General features: G+C 47.6%; 20 protein-coding genes. 9 read left to right on the top strand and 11 right to left on the bottom strand.

All coding sequences use genetic code 11. The features are described from left to right. From H608_RS0107000 to H608_RS0106985, 4 genes are all read left to right on the top strand, one after another. Positions 1-1,425, top strand: a 1,425-nt coding sequence (locus H608_RS0107000; RefSeq protein WP_028787049.1) for an RHS repeat-associated core domain-containing protein, incomplete at its 5' end; no start/stop codon positions are given. Positions 1,426-1,446: 21 nt separating this feature from the next. Continuing rightward, entirely contained in the window at positions 1,447-1,857 is a 411-nt protein-coding gene (locus tag H608_RS0106995) for a hypothetical protein (protein ID WP_028787048.1), read from the top strand. Between the two features lie 139 nt (positions 1,858-1,996). Further along, complete coding sequence (locus H608_RS0106990) at positions 1,997-2,269, top strand: HNH/endonuclease VII fold putative polymorphic toxin (protein WP_028787047.1); 273 nt, start codon at positions 1,997-1,999, stop codon at positions 2,267-2,269. A gap of 81 nt (positions 2,270-2,350) precedes the next feature. Next, on the top strand, positions 2,351-2,851 hold the full coding sequence (locus tag H608_RS0106985) for a hypothetical protein (RefSeq protein ID WP_028787046.1): 501 nt from the start codon (positions 2,351-2,353) through the stop codon (positions 2,849-2,851). Between the two features lie 45 nt (positions 2,852-2,896). Here the strand turns inward: H608_RS0106985 and H608_RS24925 are convergent, their stop codons facing one another. From H608_RS24925 to H608_RS0106970, 5 genes are all read right to left on the bottom strand, one after another. Continuing rightward, the gene (locus H608_RS24925) at positions 2,897-3,007 is read right to left on the bottom strand and encodes a transposase domain-containing protein (protein WP_081658815.1); all 111 of its coding nucleotides are present in this window, start codon (positions 3,005-3,007) and stop codon (positions 2,897-2,899) included. Further along, entirely contained in the window at positions 2,995-3,198 is a 204-nt protein-coding gene (locus H608_RS24045) for an IS66 family transposase (RefSeq protein WP_071836930.1), read from the bottom strand. Before H608_RS24045 ends, H608_RS24925 begins: the two co-directional genes overlap by 13 nt. 219 nt (positions 3,199-3,417) lie before the next feature. Continuing rightward, entirely contained in the window at positions 3,418-5,331 is a 1,914-nt protein-coding gene (locus H608_RS23485; protein WP_051268109.1) for a redoxin domain-containing protein, read from the bottom strand. Positions 5,332-5,376: 45 nt separating this feature from the next. After that, positions 5,377-7,746, bottom strand: coding sequence for a S9 family peptidase (locus tag H608_RS0106975; protein ID WP_038007564.1), 2,370 nt, complete (start codon positions 7,744-7,746; stop codon positions 5,377-5,379). Positions 7,747-7,760: 14 nt separating this feature from the next. Further along, on the bottom strand, positions 7,761-8,654 hold the full coding sequence (locus H608_RS0106970; protein ID WP_028787044.1) for a bestrophin family protein: 894 nt from the start codon (positions 8,652-8,654) through the stop codon (positions 7,761-7,763). 64 nt (positions 8,655-8,718) lie between these two features. Here H608_RS0106970 and H608_RS0106965 point away from each other — a divergent pair, with 64 nt between their 5' ends. Then, a complete protein-coding gene (locus H608_RS0106965) occupies positions 8,719-9,510 on the top strand; it encodes a M90 family metallopeptidase (RefSeq protein WP_028787043.1) in 792 nt (263 codons plus the stop codon). Here the strand turns inward: H608_RS0106965 and H608_RS0106960 are convergent. Continuing rightward, a complete protein-coding gene (locus H608_RS0106960) occupies positions 9,501-10,391 on the bottom strand; it encodes an aldo/keto reductase (protein ID WP_028787042.1) in 891 nt (296 codons plus the stop codon). The genes H608_RS0106965 and H608_RS0106960 overlap by 10 nt on opposite strands. Before the next feature lie 98 nt (positions 10,392-10,489). On the opposite strand from H608_RS0106960, the gene H608_RS21555 reads away from it, so the two are divergent. Further along, complete coding sequence (locus H608_RS21555) at positions 10,490-11,410, top strand: alpha/beta fold hydrolase (protein WP_155990079.1); 921 nt, start codon at positions 10,490-10,492, stop codon at positions 11,408-11,410. Here H608_RS21555 and H608_RS0106950 read toward each other — a convergent pair. Further along, positions 11,407-11,628 (bottom strand): hypothetical protein, encoded by a 222-nt coding sequence (locus H608_RS0106950; protein WP_028787041.1) that lies wholly within the window; start codon positions 11,626-11,628, stop codon positions 11,407-11,409. The genes H608_RS21555 and H608_RS0106950 overlap by 4 nt on opposite strands. 161 nt (positions 11,629-11,789) lie before the next feature. Beyond that, on the bottom strand, positions 11,790-12,290 hold the full coding sequence (locus H608_RS24235) for an META domain-containing protein (protein ID WP_028787040.1): 501 nt from the start codon (positions 12,288-12,290) through the stop codon (positions 11,790-11,792). A 108-nt stretch (positions 12,291-12,398) separates the two neighbouring features. Between H608_RS24235 and H608_RS21545 the strand changes: the two genes are divergently transcribed. After that, entirely contained in the window at positions 12,399-13,244 is an 846-nt protein-coding gene (locus H608_RS21545) for a tryptophan-rich sensory protein (protein ID WP_051268106.1), read from the top strand. A 61-nt stretch (positions 13,245-13,305) separates the two neighbouring features. On the opposite strand, the gene H608_RS0106935 is transcribed toward H608_RS21545, so the two are convergent. Both H608_RS0106935 and H608_RS0106930 read right to left on the bottom strand, forming a co-directional pair. Further along, on the bottom strand, positions 13,306-14,373 hold the full coding sequence (locus H608_RS0106935) for an AI-2E family transporter (protein ID WP_028787039.1): 1,068 nt from the start codon (positions 14,371-14,373) through the stop codon (positions 13,306-13,308). Between the two features lie 19 nt (positions 14,374-14,392). Next, positions 14,393-15,037 carry a GyrI-like domain-containing protein gene (locus tag H608_RS0106930; RefSeq protein ID WP_028787038.1) on the bottom strand — a complete coding sequence of 215 codons (645 nt, stop codon included), beginning with the start codon at positions 15,035-15,037 and terminating at the stop codon, positions 14,393-14,395. Between the two features lie 12 nt (positions 15,038-15,049). Here H608_RS0106930 and H608_RS24820 point away from each other — a divergent pair, with 12 nt between their 5' ends. After that, a complete protein-coding gene (locus tag H608_RS24820; RefSeq protein WP_281169171.1) occupies positions 15,050-15,181 on the top strand; it encodes a hypothetical protein in 132 nt (43 codons plus the stop codon). Positions 15,182-15,228: 47 nt separating this feature from the next. Next, a complete protein-coding gene (smc, locus tag H608_RS0106925; RefSeq protein ID WP_028787037.1) occupies positions 15,229-18,768 on the top strand; it encodes a chromosome segregation protein SMC in 3,540 nt (1,179 codons plus the stop codon). A gap of 164 nt (positions 18,769-18,932) precedes the next feature. Here smc and fbaA read toward each other — a convergent pair whose 3' ends face one another. Continuing rightward, the gene (fbaA, locus tag H608_RS0106920) at positions 18,933-20,000 is read right to left on the bottom strand and encodes a class II fructose-bisphosphate aldolase (protein WP_028787036.1); all 1,068 of its coding nucleotides are present in this window, start codon (positions 19,998-20,000) and stop codon (positions 18,933-18,935) included. Positions 20,001-20,096 lie beyond the last annotated feature (96 nt).

The following is a 20,096-nucleotide window of genomic DNA, read 5'->3' as shown; positions in this document are numbered from 1 at the left end:
ATGGCGGGAGACAAGGTGGATGTTTTTGGGAAAAGCCATTGGTACACACCGAATACCTCCGGCTCGCCCAATGTGGCACCGGTGGTGCTGGATATCTTATCAGGCTTACTCGGCGCACCGGGCAGTGCGGCTGCCGGGAAAGCTACCGCCAGCCAGTTGAATGCGATCACCGATATCACCACGCCGCTAGGCGCCTTTATCAATGACCCAAGCCGGGATGATGCGAGTTATCCGCAACGCCCCAAAGCGTTCATCAACTACATCTTCTTCGACGAACAATTTAAAATGGTCAGCGGTGGCGCCAGTCCGGTAAATCCGACCGGTTTTACCAAAGACCACTTCTCTGACCTGCAAAATCTCGCTGCCACCAAAAACGGTTATCTTTATGTCTATGTAAGCAACGAGAGTCCGGTGAATGTGTTCTTTGATAACCTGCAGTTGGTGCATACACGCAGTGCGCTGTTAGAAGAGACGCATTATTATCCCTTTGGGTTGACGATGGCGGGGATAAGTTCGAAGGCCAGTCAGTTTGGCAATCCTAAAAATCGGAATGGGTACAACGGCAATGAATTACAAAATAAAGAATTTAACGATGGCTCTGGTTTGGAATTGTTAGACTTTAACGCACGTACCTACGATCAGCAGAATGGAAAATTTATACAGATAGACCCTTTATCTAACGAAGGGGGACAAGAGAAGCTAACACCTTATCAGTTCGCATGGAATGATCCTGTAAAAAATGCTGATCCTACGGGAGAATGTCCAAGTTGTATTATTGGCGCATTTATTGGTGCTGTAGTGGACGTAACAATTCAGGTGTCGTCATCGGTCGTGAACTCGTTGGCAGAAGGGAAAAGTCCTACGCTTAAGTCAGTTTGGAATGATTTAGATTTAAAGCAAACGTTTGCTGCCGCAGGTGCAGGGTTTGCTACCGGGGGAATTTCTGCATATGAACAGGGAACAGCAGCTTTGGTAAAAACAGCAGTTGTAAATGGTAGTTTTAGTGCCGCTGATCAGTATAGAAAAAATGGCATGGTAGATCCTGTTCAAACAGGTGTTGATATGATTCCTATGCCTGAGATACAACATCCTACAATTCGCATCGATCCGACTAGAAAAATGGTTAGACAGGCCGAGAATTCTATTGAGAGTAGTACATCTCCGGTTCCACAGAGAAAGATCGATAGATTGGATGATGCACAGAGTAAACTGAATTGGATTAATAGAGGTAACCAAGCAATAAAGTCCGCGGTAAATGGCACCGCAGAGACTGCATCTAAAACGGCTCTAAAAGGAACAATTGAAAGGGATGTAGTTGGAAATTCTGTCGGATCAAAACCTACTCCATCACTTTTTGGCTCATTTCAGAACGATAATCGACCTAAAGCGGATAATGCCAGAAACGTTCCCCCCAGACCATTTTGATAAAAGTAATAACTTTGAATCATGAATTTTGCAAAAATTAAGCCGAGACATATTTATCTGGCTTTTATTTGTCTGATGACGATATTGTTTCTTCTGTCTTTTTTCAGATATCGGATGCACATTGAAACGATGGAATCTGGCGAATTATTCAAAGTTCGGGTTGATAAGGTGCACTGCAGGGGAAGTAAGAACAGTCAAAATTATTTTGTTTTCAGAGGTTCTAAAGAAAATGAGATTGTCAATGTAGGGCCTCAGATTTGTGCAACGTTAAATGTCGGCGACTCGATAGAAGTACTTTACAACAATAAGCATGATCTTTATTTTCCCACTATCATCGATACTTCTGATGATAAATGGGGTATGGCAGGGTTCGGTGCTTTTATACTTGTTGGGTTATTTTATTTATTTTTCCAAGGGAAAAAAAATAAATGATTGACTAGCCGAATAGCGTAATACCTAAAAAAGCTGTGATTTTCGGAACAAAAATGATCGTTACGGTTGACGAACTATCTCGAAGCTAAACCTAGAATCGCTTAAGCCAACAAGACCGAGAATTACTGCAAGGGAAGCCTTGCGAAATGCAAAGGATCAAAATGGCATCCCTAGAAGTCAGCAACCCGACAGAACCATAAAACCTAATACAGACCAGGGCAATAAGGCTAAACTTAACAATAGGAATGTTAAACAGTATGAATATACAAATTCAAAAGGCCAAAAGATTAAAATCAGACAAGATAAGCCAGCCAAATATAATGATGGAGGCAAAGGAGATCAACCAGGACATTTTAATGCAGGCAAAGCAGATGATAACAAACTAAAACAGCATCAAAATGTTATAAAATAAACAATGGTAAATATGGAGGACATTGAAAAGACAAAATGAACTATTCATTATATCAATTATTTAAACTATCGTGAAAAAGGCTTGAGAAAGGAAGCATTTAACGAGTTGAGTTTATTTTTCTCTGATTTCAAAAATGAAGAAAATAAATCACGTCGATGGCTTGTAAATAATATTTACGATCTTGCTTTTCAGACAGATAATTATAGCTTATATATTCCTGAGAACTTTAATAAGGAGTTGATAAAGCCAGAAATTGCCAATTGGATTAATGATGAGCCAGATAACCCAATCCCATATAAATGGAGCTTTGATTCGAAGCTCTTGAGGAAATCTGTTGACTTAAACCCCAATGATCAGGATACGCTATCCTTATTTTTTTTGATGCTGCTAAATGGGGTTAATATGAATCAGCATGAAATAGATGCCGGGTATCCTTATGATGGTGATCCTGAAAAAGATTTGGCCTTACTTGAAGATGCAGAACAGTATTTGTCATTTGTTGAAGAAAAAACTCGTCGCGAAGATTTAAAGAAACAGATTTCGGAACTTAAACTTGTAGCGAAAGAGTTTATAAAGTATTAGTGTTTGATACACTGTAAGCCTCCGAGCAACTACACCCGTTGATCGCTAATTGTTTTTGTATCGATGTGGCAGAAGTTCAGCTACTTTGTTAACCGGGTGACCAGCGATAAGGTGTAGAACTTCGTTCAGCCAGGTATAAGGATCTATACCGTGCATCTTACAGGTGCCGGGTTAAAGAATACAACATGCCGCTTCGCTGCTTCATGACTGCCGGCAAACAAATAATTCTTCCTACCCAGTGCTACCGGGCGTATGCTGTTCTCTACCAGGTTGTTGTCGACAGTCAACCGGCCATCGATTGCGTAAGCGGATAGTACTATCGACGTTATTGTAGTACTTAAGAACATCACGTAAATGATTCGAGAAAAAAAGAACGCCTTGTCACAGACTACTTGATTAAAAATAGTCGCTTACTCGAGGGTGACACTTTAAATTCAGTTCAAGTAGCACAATGCGAGATTGATCTAGATACGAAGGAGCAACATAACTTCATTATAATATTTTGGAAGACAAATAAAAAAGACCGGCCCTAAAGCCGGTCTCTCCATTATATCTAAAAAAAGATTTTAAAAAGCTTTCTTTTCCTCGCCACTCGCCAATTGGATCATCGCTGTCAGCTCCTGAACCAGTTTGTCGTCGCTGCCATCGAAGCCCACCGCTTTGAAGCGGATCTTGCCTTCTTTGTCGATTACGAATTTGGTCGGAATGCCTTCCACTTTGAATTGGGAGACTACTTTGTCTTCCGTGTCCATCAGCACATCGAACGTGTAGCTATTTTTCGTAATAAAGTCGGCCGCATTTTTCTTTTTGTCGGCTACATTTTCCCAGGTGTCAATGAAGACAAATTTCACATTAGGGTCATCTTTGTATTGGTTCAGCGCTTTCTGCATGCCGGGGAAGGACGCCTTACAAGGACCGCACCAGGTGGCCCAGAAGTCTACTACCACTACCTTTCCTTTCAGATCAGCGAGGCTTACGGTTTTTCCTTCCAGGTTCACTAATGCAAATGCAGGAGCCGCATCATTCAGCATGGATTTACGCAGGTCTTCCAGCATTTTCACCTGACCGGCTTTTTGCAGGTTGGCCATGTAGTCGTCAAATCCGTCTTTCTTACCATAAGCTTCACGCAGGATCTCGTTGATCTTGCTGGTCGATTTACCTTCTACTACAAATTTTTCCAGTTGTGGTTTGTATGTTTTCACTGGCAGTGCCTTCGACGCTACGAGCGCGTAGGTATTGTTGTAGTCCGGGTTTTTTCCTTCGTTGATGTCAAATGTTGCTTCACGGATATAAGGAAGCGCGGTTTTGGATTTGCCGAGTTTGTACAGCACCATCGAGTAGGTGTCTGCATATTGACCATACGCATATTTGCGGTTTTCTTTCCATTGATCCGTTGTCATGTTATCAGGCTTGGGATCCGTGGGCTTTTTGTAATTTTTCTGTGCCCATTCCGTTGCAAATTTGGAAAGCTCCATTGCATATTGGAGATTGCTGCTGTCTTCCTGCAGTTTCCAGGCTACGCTGTTACAAATGCCCGCTTTCGTCGCATCATCGAATCCTGCAGCCGCTACATAGTTTTTAAAACCATCCCAGTCTTTTGCATTGGCATAGGCATTTGCCATCATCTGGCGGTAAAAAGGCAGTGTTCCTTTCAGGTAAGCCCAGTTACTGTCAGAAGCCGAACGGCTTTCCAGCGCCTTCAGCAGTTCCAGTTTTTTGGCTACGTCTTTTTCTCCATAATATTTATCCGCTGCTTCGCCCGCTTTCCAGGAGCCATCAGGATATTTTTCTTTCTTCAATGAAGCAACGAGTTTTGCCTGCTGAGGCAGTTTCAACACATTGTAAAGGTTTTCTACCAATGTATAGTCGGATTCTTTGGTCAGTCCTTCTTTGAGGAGGCTTTCGATTTCTTTTTGCAGGATCGGCGCTGCTTCCGCTTTTTTCTCGTTGTTCAGCGCGCGTGCATATCCAAACAGATTGGTTTTGCGGCTGGCTGGATAAAGCGCAAATTCTTTGTTGTACGCTTCCACCGCGTAAGCACTGTTCAGGTCAACACCCGCACTTCTGCGGCCCATACCTGAATAGAAGGAGGCAAGACTGATATAGCTGCCGGCCTTTATGCTGTCGCCGTTATACAGGTTGGTGTAATATCCTTTTGAATCGTTGTGGTCGAATTTGTTATCTGCAGTGAAAGCAAATACCATCAGGTTGGCGGCGCTGTCCACCTTCACATTGCCAACCAGTTTGCCTTTGCTGCGGGTAAGCGGCACTTCCACCACTTTGGTCATCGGGCCGCCATAGAAATAAATTCTTGCCTGTGGCAATGCCTGGATGCCCGTAAGGTCACCGCCTTGCACGTATTCAAAGTTAACTACGTCGCCGGCTTTTGGTTTTTCAGGCGAATAGGAGAGTGCCTGCTGAGCCAGTGCCGCAGAACTCAGGCCGGTCATGACCAGCGCATACATTATTTTTTTCATCATGTAGAAGAAAAAGTTAGTTGATAATTGGAGATAGAACCCTTAAAGTTACCGATCCTTTTTTAAAATTGTTTCAAATAGTTTCAATATACGCCTGTACTCGTCCGTCCAGCTCGATGGCTCCACAAAGGCGTGATCTTCCATCGGATAGGGGGCCAGTTCCCAGTTGTCCTTGCCCAGTTCGATCAGCCGCTGCGACAGTTTCACCACATCCTGGTAGTGCACATTCACGTCCACCATACCGTGGCACATCAGCAGATGATCCTGCAATCCCGACGCATAATAGATAGGCGAACTCTTGCGGTAAGCAATGCTGTCGGTCTGTGGTTCATTTAGAATATTGGCCGTATAACCATGATTGTAGTTGGCCCAATCCGTGACCGGGCGCAAAGCCGCGCCTGCTTTGAATGTACCCGGACTGGTAAACAGAGCCATCAAGGTAATAAAGCCGCCGTATGAACCGCCATAGATGCCAACACGACCGGTATCTACTTTATACTGATGCCGCATGTATTCGATGGCATCGATATGATCCGTCAGGTCTTTGCCACCCATGTGACGATAAATACCGGTACGCCAGTTGCCCCCGTAACCCGCGCTGCCACGATAATCCATATCCACTACATAGTAGCCTTTTTGCGCCAGCAGATTATTGAACATGAATTCCCGGAAATAACTGCTCCACCATTTATGCGCATTTTGTAAATAACCGGCGCCATGTACGAAGAATACCAACGGTGCGTTGGGCTTTGGATCGGTTGGTTGGTATATTCTGGCATAAACGCGTTTACCATCGCGGGCAACGATTGTTGTCAACTCAGGCTTTTGCCATTGGTATTTTTTAAAACTATCCGTCATCGCCAGGTTCGTGATCTGCAACGGCGCTTTGCCAGCCAGTGCATCGGCTGTTTTTTGCAGGTACAGTTCCCAGGGTTGCACCATACCCGAATACAATACCGCCATCCATTGCTCGTCCGGCGACAAATAAACCTGGTGCGCACCTTCGGACTTCGTCAATTGAACAGTAGTCTTTCCATCCACTGACATGCGATAAAAATGCTTTTCGCCCGGATGAACTTTGTTGGTGGTGAGGTAGAAATTTTTCTTATCGATGGATAGTTGCGCCTGCTGCACTTCGTAATCACTTCCTGTAAGGGCTTTGCTTTTGGTTTGCACAACATCATAGGTATATAAATGACTATAACCCGAGTATTCCGATAAATACCAGAGATTCGTTTCATTTATCCAGCCGAAACTTCCCTGCGAAGCGGCCGGGCCGCCGATCCACGCGTCATCATGCTGGCGTTCTACCAATGATAATTGACGGGAAGCTGTATCCCAGAGTACCAGCCATCTGTCTTTGTTATCCTGCGCACGGATATCGAGCAGGAGTTTGGTTCCGCTGGCATTCCATTCGCGGCCATACACCATGGTCTCCCGCGGTTTTTTTTCTTTTTTATCGGATACCGCCTTCGGATAGTCACTCATATAAGCCGGTATATCATAGATGCCCGGTAATGAATCCGTGGCCAGCTTCCATACCGTATCCCGCACGCTATCGTATAAATAAAAAGTAGTGCTGCGAAGCGGGCTACCCACTTTGGTGCGCGCCGGTATATCGGTTGTATACCCGGATTCTGTTACATAAGCCGGGACGATCGTCGTTTTTGCCGCAGCTTGTTTTACCAAACGGTAAGTAATGAATCTGCCGTCGGGACTTGCCGCGGGATCCTGCAATGTCTGATCACCGATACTGATTTTGCGGAGCGGTTTGGATTGCGCCGCGCGGCGTGCTTCTTCCGCTGCCTTGCTTTTATCTGCGCGCTCTTTCAACACCTGCATGTAACTCAACTGATCTTTTTTCAACCATTCTTCTTCGGTTGAAGGTTTTGCCTGACGCTCGTTGGCTTCACCGGTTTGAAATTGTATCAACTGGCGCGTGCTGCCGGTTTGAATGTCCCAGGCATACAATTGCTGATTGCGTTGATACACCACCCGTGTATCAGTATAGGAAAAAGCGGGATTGCTCTCGATGTCCACCGTTTCCGTAATCCGCACCACCCGGAATGGCTTTTGGGTAAAATAAAATACGTCACCCTCGCGGCTGAATACGCCGGCGGTTCTTTGTTTATTATAAGTAACTGCATCGTCCCAGATGATTTCCTTCTGGGAAACAGTACTCACGCGCTCCGGGGCAGGTTTCCGCGGATCGATCATATACAATGAGTCGGACACAGCACGCACCGGGTTCCAGTCGAAATACAACCGCTCACTGTTGGCCGGCCATCGCGGACGGGATGGTGAGGTGCCTATCCATGCCGGATCCTGCATGATTTGCTCCACGGTCAGGGGAATGGTCTGCTGCGCCTGTGATGCAAGGCCTGAAAAGATACAGGCCGCTAAAATGATTGGTCTCATAAGCATTCGATTGATCAGGCACCGTCAAGGATGTCCTCAACGCCTTCCTGGATTTTCTGGGAAATTTTCTCGGTAGGCACATCGTTGGCATCTCCGCCAAACGGATCTTCGATTTCTTCAGCGATCATCTCCAGACTGGCCAGTACATAGAATACAAAAGCCACTACGGGAATCACATAATAACCGAGACTGAACACATAGCCGAACGGCAGTGTCATGATATAGATAAAAATGAATTTTTTGATGAACACCGTATACGAATAGGGGATAGGCGTGTTCTTGATACGTTCGCAGGCGCCGCAGATATCGGTGAACGATTGCAGTTCCGCATTCAGAAAAAGCAATTGTTCACCCGTAATTTTTTTATCAACGAACAACTGGTGTATATGGCGATACATGAGCGAAGCTACCTGGTTGGGCACATGCTTTTCATGATCGATTGCGTCCAGGATGTTTTTGTGTTTGTTGTCGTCGAATAATTCCACACGGGTATGTTCGCTTCGCAAATGTTTATGCAGAACGCTTGCATAAGTCGGAATCATGGTGCGGAAAAAAGAACGTTCTTCCGGAAAATCTTTACCGAAGATAGTGTCGAGTTTGAGCGCGAGGTTGCGGCTGTTATTTACCAGGCTTCCCCAGAGTTTGCGGCCTTCCCACCAACGGTCATAAGCTGTGTTGGTGCGGAATACCAGCAACATGGAAATGGCAAAGCCTAGCAGGCCGTGCATGGCCGGAATACCTTTTACATAGCTGTTTTGCGATAGTTGCCAGTATTCCAGTTCCAGAAAAGCGATCAGCCCGGAATAGGCGGCAATGCCGAGGATCAGCGGCGTAAGCTTACGGAATGTATCGGCTTTGTGAAAGCGAAAAATAAAGGAAAACCACTCCTTCGGGTTGTAGGATACCATGCAGGTAAATTTGTGGACCAAAAATAATTGCAAAAGAATTATCCCGGTTGTTTAATTTACTCCCATGAAAATAGCCGGATTTATCATTTTCGTTGTGTTATTGGTGATTGTTGCCGCCATGATCCGTTACGTCACCCGCCGGAAAGGCACGGCCGGGGACGGGCTGGATGCCGCCGGCATCAGGCCTTTGCTGGAAAAACACGTGAAATTTTATCAGCGGTTGGCTGAGGCGCAGCAACAGCAGTTTGAACAAAGAGTGCTGGATTTTTTACAAAGAGTGAGCGTCACCGGGGTGGGAGTGACCGTCACCGAACTCGACCGCGTACTCGTCGGCGCCAGCGCCATCATCCCGATTTTTGCATTCCCCGATTGGCATTATACCAATCTCCGGGAGATTTTACTTTATCCCGAAACGTTTAATACCGATTTCGCGCAGCGCGGACCCGACCGCGATATACTCGGTATGGTAGGCAATGGACCGCTGCAACAGGTAATGATGCTTTCGCGCCAGGCCCTGGAGCAGGGTTTTGCCAATACCACCGACAAACGCAATACCGCCATCCACGAATTTGTGCACCTGATCGACAAGACCGACGGCGATACGGACGATATTCCTGAAGCGCTTTTACAACATCAATATTCGATTCCGTGGATTCAACTGATCCGCCGTTGTATACAGGAAATACGGCAGAACCGGTCGGACATTGACGTGTATGGCGCCACGAACGAAGCCGAATTCTTTGCGGTAGTATCGGAATATTTCTTTGAGCGTCCCGAACTGCTCCGCGAAAAGCATCCGGAACTGTATGCGATGCTGGAAAAAATCTTTAAAAACGATATCGCCGGTCAGCGATGATCGGTGTACCGGTTGGGTGCTGCTGCGGCTTTGATAGTTGCATATTCCTCATCGGTGAGTTGCGGTACCCGTTTGGTTAATTCAGTTAATTGTTCCGGAGTGCGGATGCCGGTAACGGCAGAAGTGACAGCCGGATTTTTTAATACAAACTGCAAGGCGGTTTGCGCCGCGGAGCGTTCAGGTGAAGAATAGCGTTTGATTATCTCCTGCAATTGCCTCACCGTTTCTTTATCATAGCCCGTATAGTCGCGGGCAGGTTTACCCGCGAGCAGGCCCTGTGCCAGTGCACCGCGAACCAGTACGCTGATATCATTTTCTTTTAATAAAGAAAGGGCGGTTTCTTCGGGCCGGCGGTCAAGCAGGCTGTATTGCATCATCACGCTGCTGATAGGTGATTGCGCTACGTATTCGCGGATCACATTCGGACGAATGGAGGAGATGCCATAATACCTGATCTTTCCCTGTTGCTGTAATTTCTCGAAGGTGGCGATGATCTCCGCACGCGGATCGTCGATGGTGCCGCCATGCAATTGATAGAGGTCGATATAATCGGTTTGCAACCGCTGCAGGGATTCGTCAACAGACTTCAGGATATGAGGCGGTGATGGATTCCAGTCAAGACCGCTGCCATCCGCTTTTACCACATTACCAACTTTCGTACAAAGAATGACTTTATCGCGGATACCGCGCAGGGCATGGCCTACGCTTCGTTCGTTTTGTCCTTTATCGTAGATATCCGCCGTATCAAAAAGGTTAATGCCTGCGTCGATCGCACTACGAATCAGCGAATCGTTCACCGCCTGATCCTGCCCGAGCGACATGCAGCCGAATGAAATCACTGATATGTTGACGGAGGTTTTTCCCAATTGTCTATATTCCATAAAACAGGTTTGCCAACAAAAACTTAACAGGAATGTTATAAACGTTATTGTTCCGGTTTCCCGGTGAAGAATTAATTTACGAGATCAAAGATACAACCATGAAAAACAAACAGCGACCTTACCGCTGGCTCCGACGGTCACTTCGCATTCTTATAACCTCACTGGTTGTATTCATCATCGCCTGCCTGATTTTTGACCAGTTTGTACAGTTCCGCAAGCCGGATGACGAACTGCGTAAAATGTTTACAGAACGCGGCATCGACGGCAAGATCGGTTATTACACGGCCAGGGGAAGAACATTGCGTTATGCCGTAGTAGGTGCCGATTCGTTGCCTACCTTACTGATGCTGCACGGTTCGCCGGGTTCCATGAGTTATTATGCCGGGCGATACGCCGATTCTTCCTTACAAAAAACCTTCCGGATGATCACGGTTGACCGGCCTGGATACGGTTATTCGGAACTGGGCAATCCGGAACCTTCGATCGGGGAACAGGCTGCATTGATCCGCCCCTTATTGGATAGTTTAACCAAAGCGCATCACCCGGTGATCATCGCCGGTGGTTCCTATGGCTCTTCCGTTGCGTGTCGCCTGGCTATGGATTATCCTGAACTGGTGGATGGATTGGTATTGACCGGACCTTCGCTGGGACCGGGCCTGGAAAAGATGTTCTGGTTTACTCCCATGATTGAGCACTGGTCGATCCGCTGGTTCATCCCGCGCATCTTCCGTTCGGCCAATACAGAAAAGATGCATCACAAAGAGGAGCTGGAAAAAATGCTGCCGCTATGGAAAAACATCCGCGTGCCGGTGGCCTATATGCAGGGTGCACATGATGAATTGATCGATACGGCTAACGCAGGTTTCGCCCGCGAACACCTGGTGAATGCGCCGTATCTCGATATTCATTTCTTTCAAAACAGGGAACACCGGTTGGCGCAATTTGAGTGGCCTGCTATCCGTGATGCTATTTTGCGTGTGTACGACAAAGCATTACAGTTGCGTAACGGCGTACATTAACCAGATTCTTTTTCACCGTCGGAATTATCAACGTCTGCGGTTTTTTCGTCTGTCTCCGTTTCGGGTTTGATGATCTTTTTGGAAGCATGGCCGCGCGGAAATCCCGGGTAATCCTGATCGATCTTTTCATCAGAATGAGAGGCCACCGATTCCTGGTCTTTCATCGGTGTATTTTCCGCACGCTTGCTCAGGTAGTTTCTAAAACGTTTCTTCTTCATATGCTTGTTTGCTTATAGGGACAAATTATTATGCCAGGAACAGCCGTAATAGGTAATAAATGGTAGGTTATAGTGAACAGCGGAAAATTCACGCAAAGGCGCATAAAGGGCAAAGACGCAAAGAACAGGCTGGCTGTTACTTACAACTTATAACTTAAAACTTATAACTTCTTTGTAAACCGCATGACCGCAATATCTCCCGACATTAACTGCAAGGTATTACCATCTGTCACGTCATACTTATTCACCTTCTTAAGCGTGGAAAGAAAAACCTGTTCACCACTTCCTTTGCAGGCCTTTTCAGTTTGCGTAATGTCGCCGGTTTTCCATTCATGACCGGTAATGGTCAACGGAGCAGAGAAGCTGTTACAACTCGTGTTACCCGAGAGATTACCGGAGGCATCCAACTGTATCTGTGGTTTGTTTTCAGGATATAATCCGTCGAATGCAATCCGCGGACCAGTGATATAATTGAGCACCCAGGTGCCTTGCAGATGTTTGGTGGTATCGGTCGATAAGTTATCCGGTGCAACCGGCGTAGTTTGCTGAACGATGGGCGTGTCCTTATTATCGGTTGATGATCCGTTTGTTTTATCGGTGTTGTTGCAGGCAGCCAGACTAAGGGCCAATATTGCGGTGGAGAAGGTGATTCGGCTAAGCATAATCGGTTTTTTATTAAAAATAAAGAAATGTGTAATGTCATGGCTGAACAAACTTTCCGTGCCGTGGCATAGTTTTTTATCTACATTCAGGGAATAAACCTCCCTGTTATGCAAAAGACAAAAAACCTTGCCATGCTTTGCCTGTTGGCAGTTGTAGCACAGATCATACTCGCTTACGGCACACAATCGCAGTTAATCAACGAAAACAATGTAGGCGACGTATCGGATCGTTACGACTCCTTCTTTACACCGGCGGGCTTTACGTTTGCTATTTGGGGCGTTATTTACACAGCTTTGCTGGCTTTTACAATCAGGCATCTGATTGTCGCCTTTACAAAACCTTTCGATCATCCGGGTAATGTCGACATCCGCAAGGCCGGTGGCTGGTTTATCGTCAACAATTTGCTGACCATCGGCTGGCTCATCGTCTGGACTTCAGGCAATGTAGCGGTAGCGGCAGCATTGATATTGGGTCAACTCGTTACCCTGATCGTTATTCATGGACAGCTTCACATCCATCAACCCAACGAGACGGCTGGCAGCAAAATATTCACGCAATTTCCTTTGAGTATTTACCTGGGCTGGATCAGTATTGCCACGATTGCGAATCTTTCCATTTTTCTGGTGTCCAAAAACTGGGACGGTGCAGGTATTGCTGCTGTTAATTGGGCGCGCATCATGATTGGTGTAGCAGGTTTATTGAGCCTGTTCATGATCTTCGCACGTAAGAATGTATTCTTTGGGTTGGTCGTTGTTTGGGCATTATATGGCATCATTTCCAAAAGACAGGAGCGTGGCAATGCAGAAGACCAGCTGGTGATACAGGCCGCATGGATCGTATTGGGCATTGTGGCGGTTTGTTGCCTGGCACAATTGATCCGCAACCTGGCCGTGGCCAAACGTTACCGGTTGACAAACTCACCTTTTCCGCAGCAGCAGGAATCGTTGAAGTGAATGGTGAATAGTGAATGGTGAATAGGAACTTGCTGAGGCCGATACTTCGGCCCTCTAAGCCTCACTTCCGGAATAACATCCGCTCGATATTGCGGTCTTTCAGTTCGGGCTCCTGGCGATTTTTGTTGAATGCTTCAAAATGCGCTTTGATAAAAGCCGTTAAGGGTGTAGCGATGAAAGCACCCATGATCCCGAATGCCGCCGACATCAGCATCAACATCAGCAGGATCGATACCGGATGAATTTTCATCGTATTGGAACGGATGCGTGGCAGTATCAAATCACCGATAATCTCGTCGAGCACGATATAAAAACCGGCTGTCCACATCGCCAGGGTCGGGGAGATGGTCAGTGCGATGAGAATAGGAGGTACCGACATGATATAAAAACCTATCCGCGGAATAAGCTCCGCAAAAAAAGTGACGCCCGCCCAAACCCATACACCGGGAATCCCCATAAAGTACAGGAATATCCACACTATCGTTGCGCGGATAGCGCCGGCAAAAATGTTGGACCACATCCAACCGATCGTCATTACGGATGCATTGGCAAAAGCTTCTGCTGCGGTATCTCTTTTTTGTGTAGGAAAAAAAGAGAGATACAAAGCCAGTAGCGGACGCGGATTAATAAGCATGTATATCACCAGGCAGAAGAAAAAGATCACCAGCAGTATGCGGCTTGCCACACCCATGAAGTACTGACCGATGCCGAAAAAAAGCGTCGATGCAGAAGGCATATCGGCCTTCAGGGCTTCGGGTGTCAGCGGGTTTGATTCTTCCGTCACCTGGTCGCCCAGCCAGCCCGACAACATCGTCCGCAGTTGTTCGATGTATCCCGGAAGATTCGTGGCCAGCAGTTTTACCTGTGTCACAATTTTAGGCACCACCATCCATCCGATCAGTCCGAGAAACACGATCATTCCAAAGAACACCGCCAATGCCGCCCATGTCCGCGACCAGTTACGTTTTTCCAGCCAGGTCACCGGCGCATTCAGCACGATCGTAAATACAATCGCGAAGAAAAACAACAGCACAACCTGCAGCACTTCGTGCAAAAACCATATTCCGATAAAGAGTGCCGCAGCAAGGTAGAGAAGCCGTTGCAGGGAACGGTAGGTGACATCGGTCATGTATTCAATTTACGCATAGTCAGGCAATTCCCGTTCCGAAAACTTTCACGGGTTCGCGGAGAATGGTGCGCAGTTTTTCAGGAGCCGTACGCCGGAAATCGGAGAGGTAGATTTCGTGGTGAAAGCCATTCCTGTCCATTTTTTTATCCGACATGTATTCCTGCAGCCTGGCCAGCGTCTCAGGTTCTTTGTCGAATGGACCGGTGTGCAGGATTTGTACCACGTCGCCTTCTTCCAGCAATTCAAAAGCGGGTGGTTCTACGCCCGCAATCTGCCTTTTGCCGGCGATGGCATTCCAGGTGGCTGCTACCGATTCTGCCGTCACAAAAACGGGCAGCCGGATCAGCAATTTGTACTCCCACACGTCCCGGGGGATCACTTTGGGCGCTTCGGATACTGATGGTGTACCCCAGCGTGCTTCGTCGTACCACCAAAGTCCCTCCAGTTTAGCCACCACAAAATCCCGGTTTTCTTCCTTGTACCGGAACTTAACAGCGTAAATCAGGCTGTACAGCAGTTTTACCCTTTCTGCGAAAGCTTTGCCCGACGGATCGCCCTGGCCGGAAACGGATAAGTAGGGCAGTGGGCCCAAACGCAGCATGGACGGGTGTTTTGTTGCACGGTAGTAGTCAGGATCGGTCTTGAGAAGGTCTGTTTTTTCCATAAAATTTGTCTTTTGCCAAAACTCGCCCCGGTGAGTGACAACCCTGTGGCAACAGCTCCCGGCAGCCGCAAGAAAAAAGACCGTTTTCTTCCCACATGTTTTCCCCGCGGCTTGTGCATAAAAGGGGTGAAAGGCCTCCTTTAATCTGCCCGGTTTGGCTTATATTCGCCGCCTGACTAAATCTGAAAGTTGTGAGATTAAAGAGTTTAGAAATCAAGGGCTTCAAAAGCTTTGCCGACAAGACGGTTGTGAACTTCGACGACAACATTACCGGTATTGTGGGGCCCAATGGTTGCGGAAAATCCAATATCGTTGACAGCATCCGCTGGGTGATCGGCGAACAAAAGATCAGCCAGTTGAGGAGCGAAAACCTCGACAGCCTGGTATTCAACGGTTCCAAGACCCGTTCCGCCAGCGGCCTGGCCGAAGTGAGCCTCACTTTTGAGAACACGCGGAACCTGCTGCCCACCGAATTCAGCACCGTTACCATCACCCGCAAATTTTACAAAAGCGGGGAGAGCGAATACCGTCTTAACGACGTGCAATGCCGTCTCAAGGATATCCAGAACCTGTTCATGGATACCGGTATTTCCACCGACTCCTATGCCATCATCGAGCTGGGCATGGTGGACGACCTCATCAAAGACAAAGACAACAGCCGCCGCCGCATGCTGGAACAGGCTGCCGGCATTTCCATCTATAAAACGCGGAAGAAAGAAGCCCGCCAGAAACTCGATGCTACCGAGCAGGACCTCGCCCGTATCGAAGACCTGCTGTTCGAGATCAACAACCAGTTGAAAGCACTCGAAAGCCAGGCAAAGAAGGCGGAGAAATACCACGAGATTAAAAAAGATTACCGCGAGATCAGCATCGAACTCGCCAAAGCAGCACTCGAAGGGTTCAACCTCACCTACAAAGACCTTACAGAAAAACACGAGACCGAGACCGATAAGAAAGTACGCATGGAAGCCGAGATCGCCACAGCAGAAGCGGCACTCGAGCAGGAGAAAGTTGGTTTCATCGAAAAAGAACGCGCGCTGCAAAGCATGCAACATACGTTCAACGAACTCGTACAACAGGTACGCACCCGCGAGAACGAAAAGAACCTCGCAGCACAACGCCTCGAATACCTCAAAGAACGCGAAACAAGCCTGAAAGCATTCCTGGAAAAAGCAGGTGGCCAGCTCAAAGGCATCGACGAAAGCATTTTGTTCACCAGCCTGCAGATCGAAGAAGAAGAGAAAGCCTTTTCCGGCTTTTCCGATCAACTGGTGAACCTGCGCGAAGAGGCCGACGCACGCCGCAAAGTGCTGGATGAAAAACGCCAGTCACTCGACTCGCTCCGTAACGAATACCAGCAGGTACAACGCAACCAGTTCGATGCAGAGAAAAAAGTAGCCGTTGCCGATACATCCGTTCAAAACCTGCAACGCGCCATTCAGCAAATAGAAGACGAACGCGAACAACGCGACAGCCAGCTCCGTCAACTGGATGAAGAACGGCTGGTTCGTGAAAAGGAACTGGAGGTGAAGAAGACAGACCTCGAACAGTTGCAACGTCACCAGGAACAAACGCGTGAGCAAATTCTTCAGACACAATCCGTGCTCGAAGAACTGCGCAACGAACTGGCGGAAGAAACACGCAAACTCGATTCAAAGAAAAACGAACACGACCTGCTGAAAAGCATGATCGACTCGATGGAAGGATATCCCGAAAGTGTGAAGTTCCTGCACAACAACACCGGCTGGAATCATACCGCGCCGATCCTTTCCGATATTCTTTACGTAAAAGAAGAATACCGTACCGCCCTCGAAAATGTGCTGGAGCCTTATCTCAGCTATTACGTAGTCAACAACCTCGAAGAGGGACTGCAGGCTGTGCGACTGCTCGACGACCACAAGAAAGGCAAGGCCAACTTCTTCCTGCTCGATAAGATCAACGAACATGCACATGCCACGGCCGATCACCAACTGGAAGGCGGCATTGCTGCCCTCGATGTAGTGGAAGTGGAGGAGAAATACCGCCAGTTGGCCGTACACCTGTTAGGTAACGTGTTTGTAGCCGAACAGGAAAGCGCCTTACAAAACAGCAACGGTTTTGTGGTGATCGAGAAAAGCGGCAAATATGTAAAAGGAAAATATTCTCTTACCGGCGGTAGTGTTGGAATGATCGAAGGCAAGAAGATCGGACGTGTGAAGAACCTGGAGAAACTGCGTGAAGACATCGACCGTCAGCACGAAGTAGTGGAAGGTTTGCGTGCACAGATCCAGGCACGTCACAACGAAGTGATCGCTTACAGCGAAGACCTGCGTGAAGCGGCACTCCGCGAAACGGAAAAAGAAATCCAGCAACTGACCAACCAGGTATTTGCTTTACAAAACAAGATCGAGAACCTGCAAAGCCTGCAAGGCAGCAGCCTTCAGCGACTGGAAGAAATGACCATGCAGATGCAACAGACGCAGCAGTCTGTGCAGGGTGTGCGCGACGACCTGGCCATCCTCAACGAACAACTGCAGTCTTATCAATCGCGCCTGGCGGAAATGAACGAAGACTTCCAGGCATCAGAGCAGGGTTATAACGAAGCCACACAGCAATACAACGAATTCAACCTGAATGTTACGCGCCAGCAAAGCAAGATCACCGCGCTGAAGCAGGAGCTGGAATTCAAAACCAACCAGCTCAACGACCTGAAACAGCAGATTGAAAGCAATACCGCTCAACTCGCTGACACATCCGGTAATATCGACGAATCAGCTTCCACCTTGAAAGGATTGGAAGAAGGATTAGTTGAACTGATGCGCCGCCGCGAGGAAGAACAGCAAATACTGAACGAAGCGGATCAGACTTACTACAACATCCGCAACCAACTGAGCGAAAAAGAAAGCGAGCTGCGTCATAAAGTAAAAGACAAAGAACAGGTGGAACACCTGCTTGCGGCCATCAAGGATAAACTGAACGAACTGAAACTCCAGCTCGCCGGTACCAAGGAGAGACTGAATGTAGAGTTCCGCATTCAACTGGAAGACATCCTCGACGAAGAGCGTAGCGGTGATGTGCCGGTAGAAGAATTACAGGAGAAAGCCGATCGCATGAAGAAACGCCTCGAGAATCTGGGCGAAGTAAACCCGACGGCAATCGAAGCGTTCACCGAGATGAAAAAGCGTTATGAGTTCATCGTTGAACAAAAGACCGACCTCGTAAACGCCAAGGACAGCCTGCTCAAAACCATCGAAGAAGTGGAAGCAACGGCTAACCAGAAATTCCTCGAAACATTCAACCAGGTGCGCGATAACTTTATCAAAGTGTTCAAGACCCTGTTCACCGAAGATGACCATTGCGATCTGATACTCGATAATCCGGAGAACCTTGCCGAAACAGGTATCGATGTAGTAGCGCGTCCGAAAGGTAAACGCCCGACCACGCTTACTCAGCTCAGTGGTGGAGAGCGTACCCTTACCGCAACGGCGCTGCTGTTTGCCATCTACCTGATCAAGCCCGCACCGTTCTGTATCCTCGATGAGGTGGACGCCCCGCTCGATGACGCCAACGTTGGCAAATTCACCAACATGATCCGTCAGTTCAGCGACAACTCACAGTTCATCATCGTTACGCACAACAAAACAACGATGAGTACGGTGGATGTGATTTATGGGGTTACCATGCAGGAGCCGGGTGTGAGCAAACTGGTAAGTGTGGATTTCCGCAATTTGCAGCAGAGTCAACAGAATTGAGTAGTAAGTGTTAAGTTATAAGTAAACAGCCGTTGCCTGCGCGATACCAGCAACGGATTCTCGCAAAGGCGCAAACTAATTGAGCCGAACTTATGGACTTATTGATATAAAAAAGCCAGGAAAAATTCCTGGCTTTTTTATATTCACGATTGACGATTGACCATTCACGCGTTTCTGTTAACGCAATTGAGATCTTCGAACGCCACTTCGAGACGTTTGATGAAGCTCTCTTCGCCTTTGCGCAACCATACACGCGGGTCGTAGTATTTTTTATTGGGAGAATCGGGGCCTTCGGGGCTACCGAGCTGTCCCTGCAGATAACCTTCATTCTTTTTGTAGTTGTTGAGTACACCTTCCCAGAATGCCCATTGCAGATCGGTATCAATGTTCATTTTGATAGCGCCATAGCCGATGGCTTCGCGGATCTGGTGTTGCGGAGAACCACTACCGCCATGGAATACGAAATAAACAGGCTTGGGACCTGTGCCGAATTCTTTTTCGATATGCACCTGGCTGTTGTGCAGTATCTCGGGGCGGAGTTCCACGTTGCCGGGTTTATAAACACCGTGCACGTTACCGAATGCCGCAGCTACGGTAAAGAGACGGCCCACCTTGCTGAGCTCTTTAACGGCATAGGCCACGTCCTCAGGCTGCGTGTATAACTTGGAGTTCTCCACGTCGCTGTTGTCAACGCCGTCTTCTTCTCCGCCTGTAACGCCGAGTTCGATCTCGATGCCCATGCCCAGCGGCTGCATGCGTTTGAAGAATTCAACCGATGTTCCGATGTTTTCCTCGATGGATTCTTCGCTGAGATCCAGCATATGCGAACTGAAAAGAGGTTGGCCTTTTTCCTTAAAATATTGTTCACCCGCGTCGATCAGACCGCTGATCCAGGGCAGCCATTTTTTAGCCGCGTGGTCGGTATGCAGTACTACAGGAACGCCGTAATATTTTGCCACATTATGGATATGAAGCGCACCGGAGATGGCGCCGGCAATATTTCCCTGCAGGTTGTCGTTGGGCATGCCTTTTCCGGCAATGAACTGTGCTCCGCCATTGGAAAACTGGATGATTACGGGCGAATTAACTTTCGCGGCAGTCTCCAGCGTGGCATTGATGGTGTTGGTGCCGATTGTATTTACGGCAGGAAGGGCAAACTGATTGTCTTTGGCATCTTTGTAGAGTGCTTCCAGATCGTCTCCGAAAAGCACACCGGCTTTGTATTTGCTCATATCATTTTTTTTAGCGATGCTAAGGTAATGGTATCGCGGGGTTTAAAAAAAAGAAACAGGTTACACACATACCTGAATTATTTAGCATTTATTTAT

Origin of the sequence: Terrimonas ferruginea DSM 30193 (assembly GCF_000425585.1) — a bacterium.
Classification (GTDB): domain Bacteria; phylum Bacteroidota; class Bacteroidia; order Chitinophagales; family Chitinophagaceae; genus Terrimonas; species Terrimonas ferruginea.
This window is presented reverse-complemented; position numbering and strand designations above follow the sequence as displayed.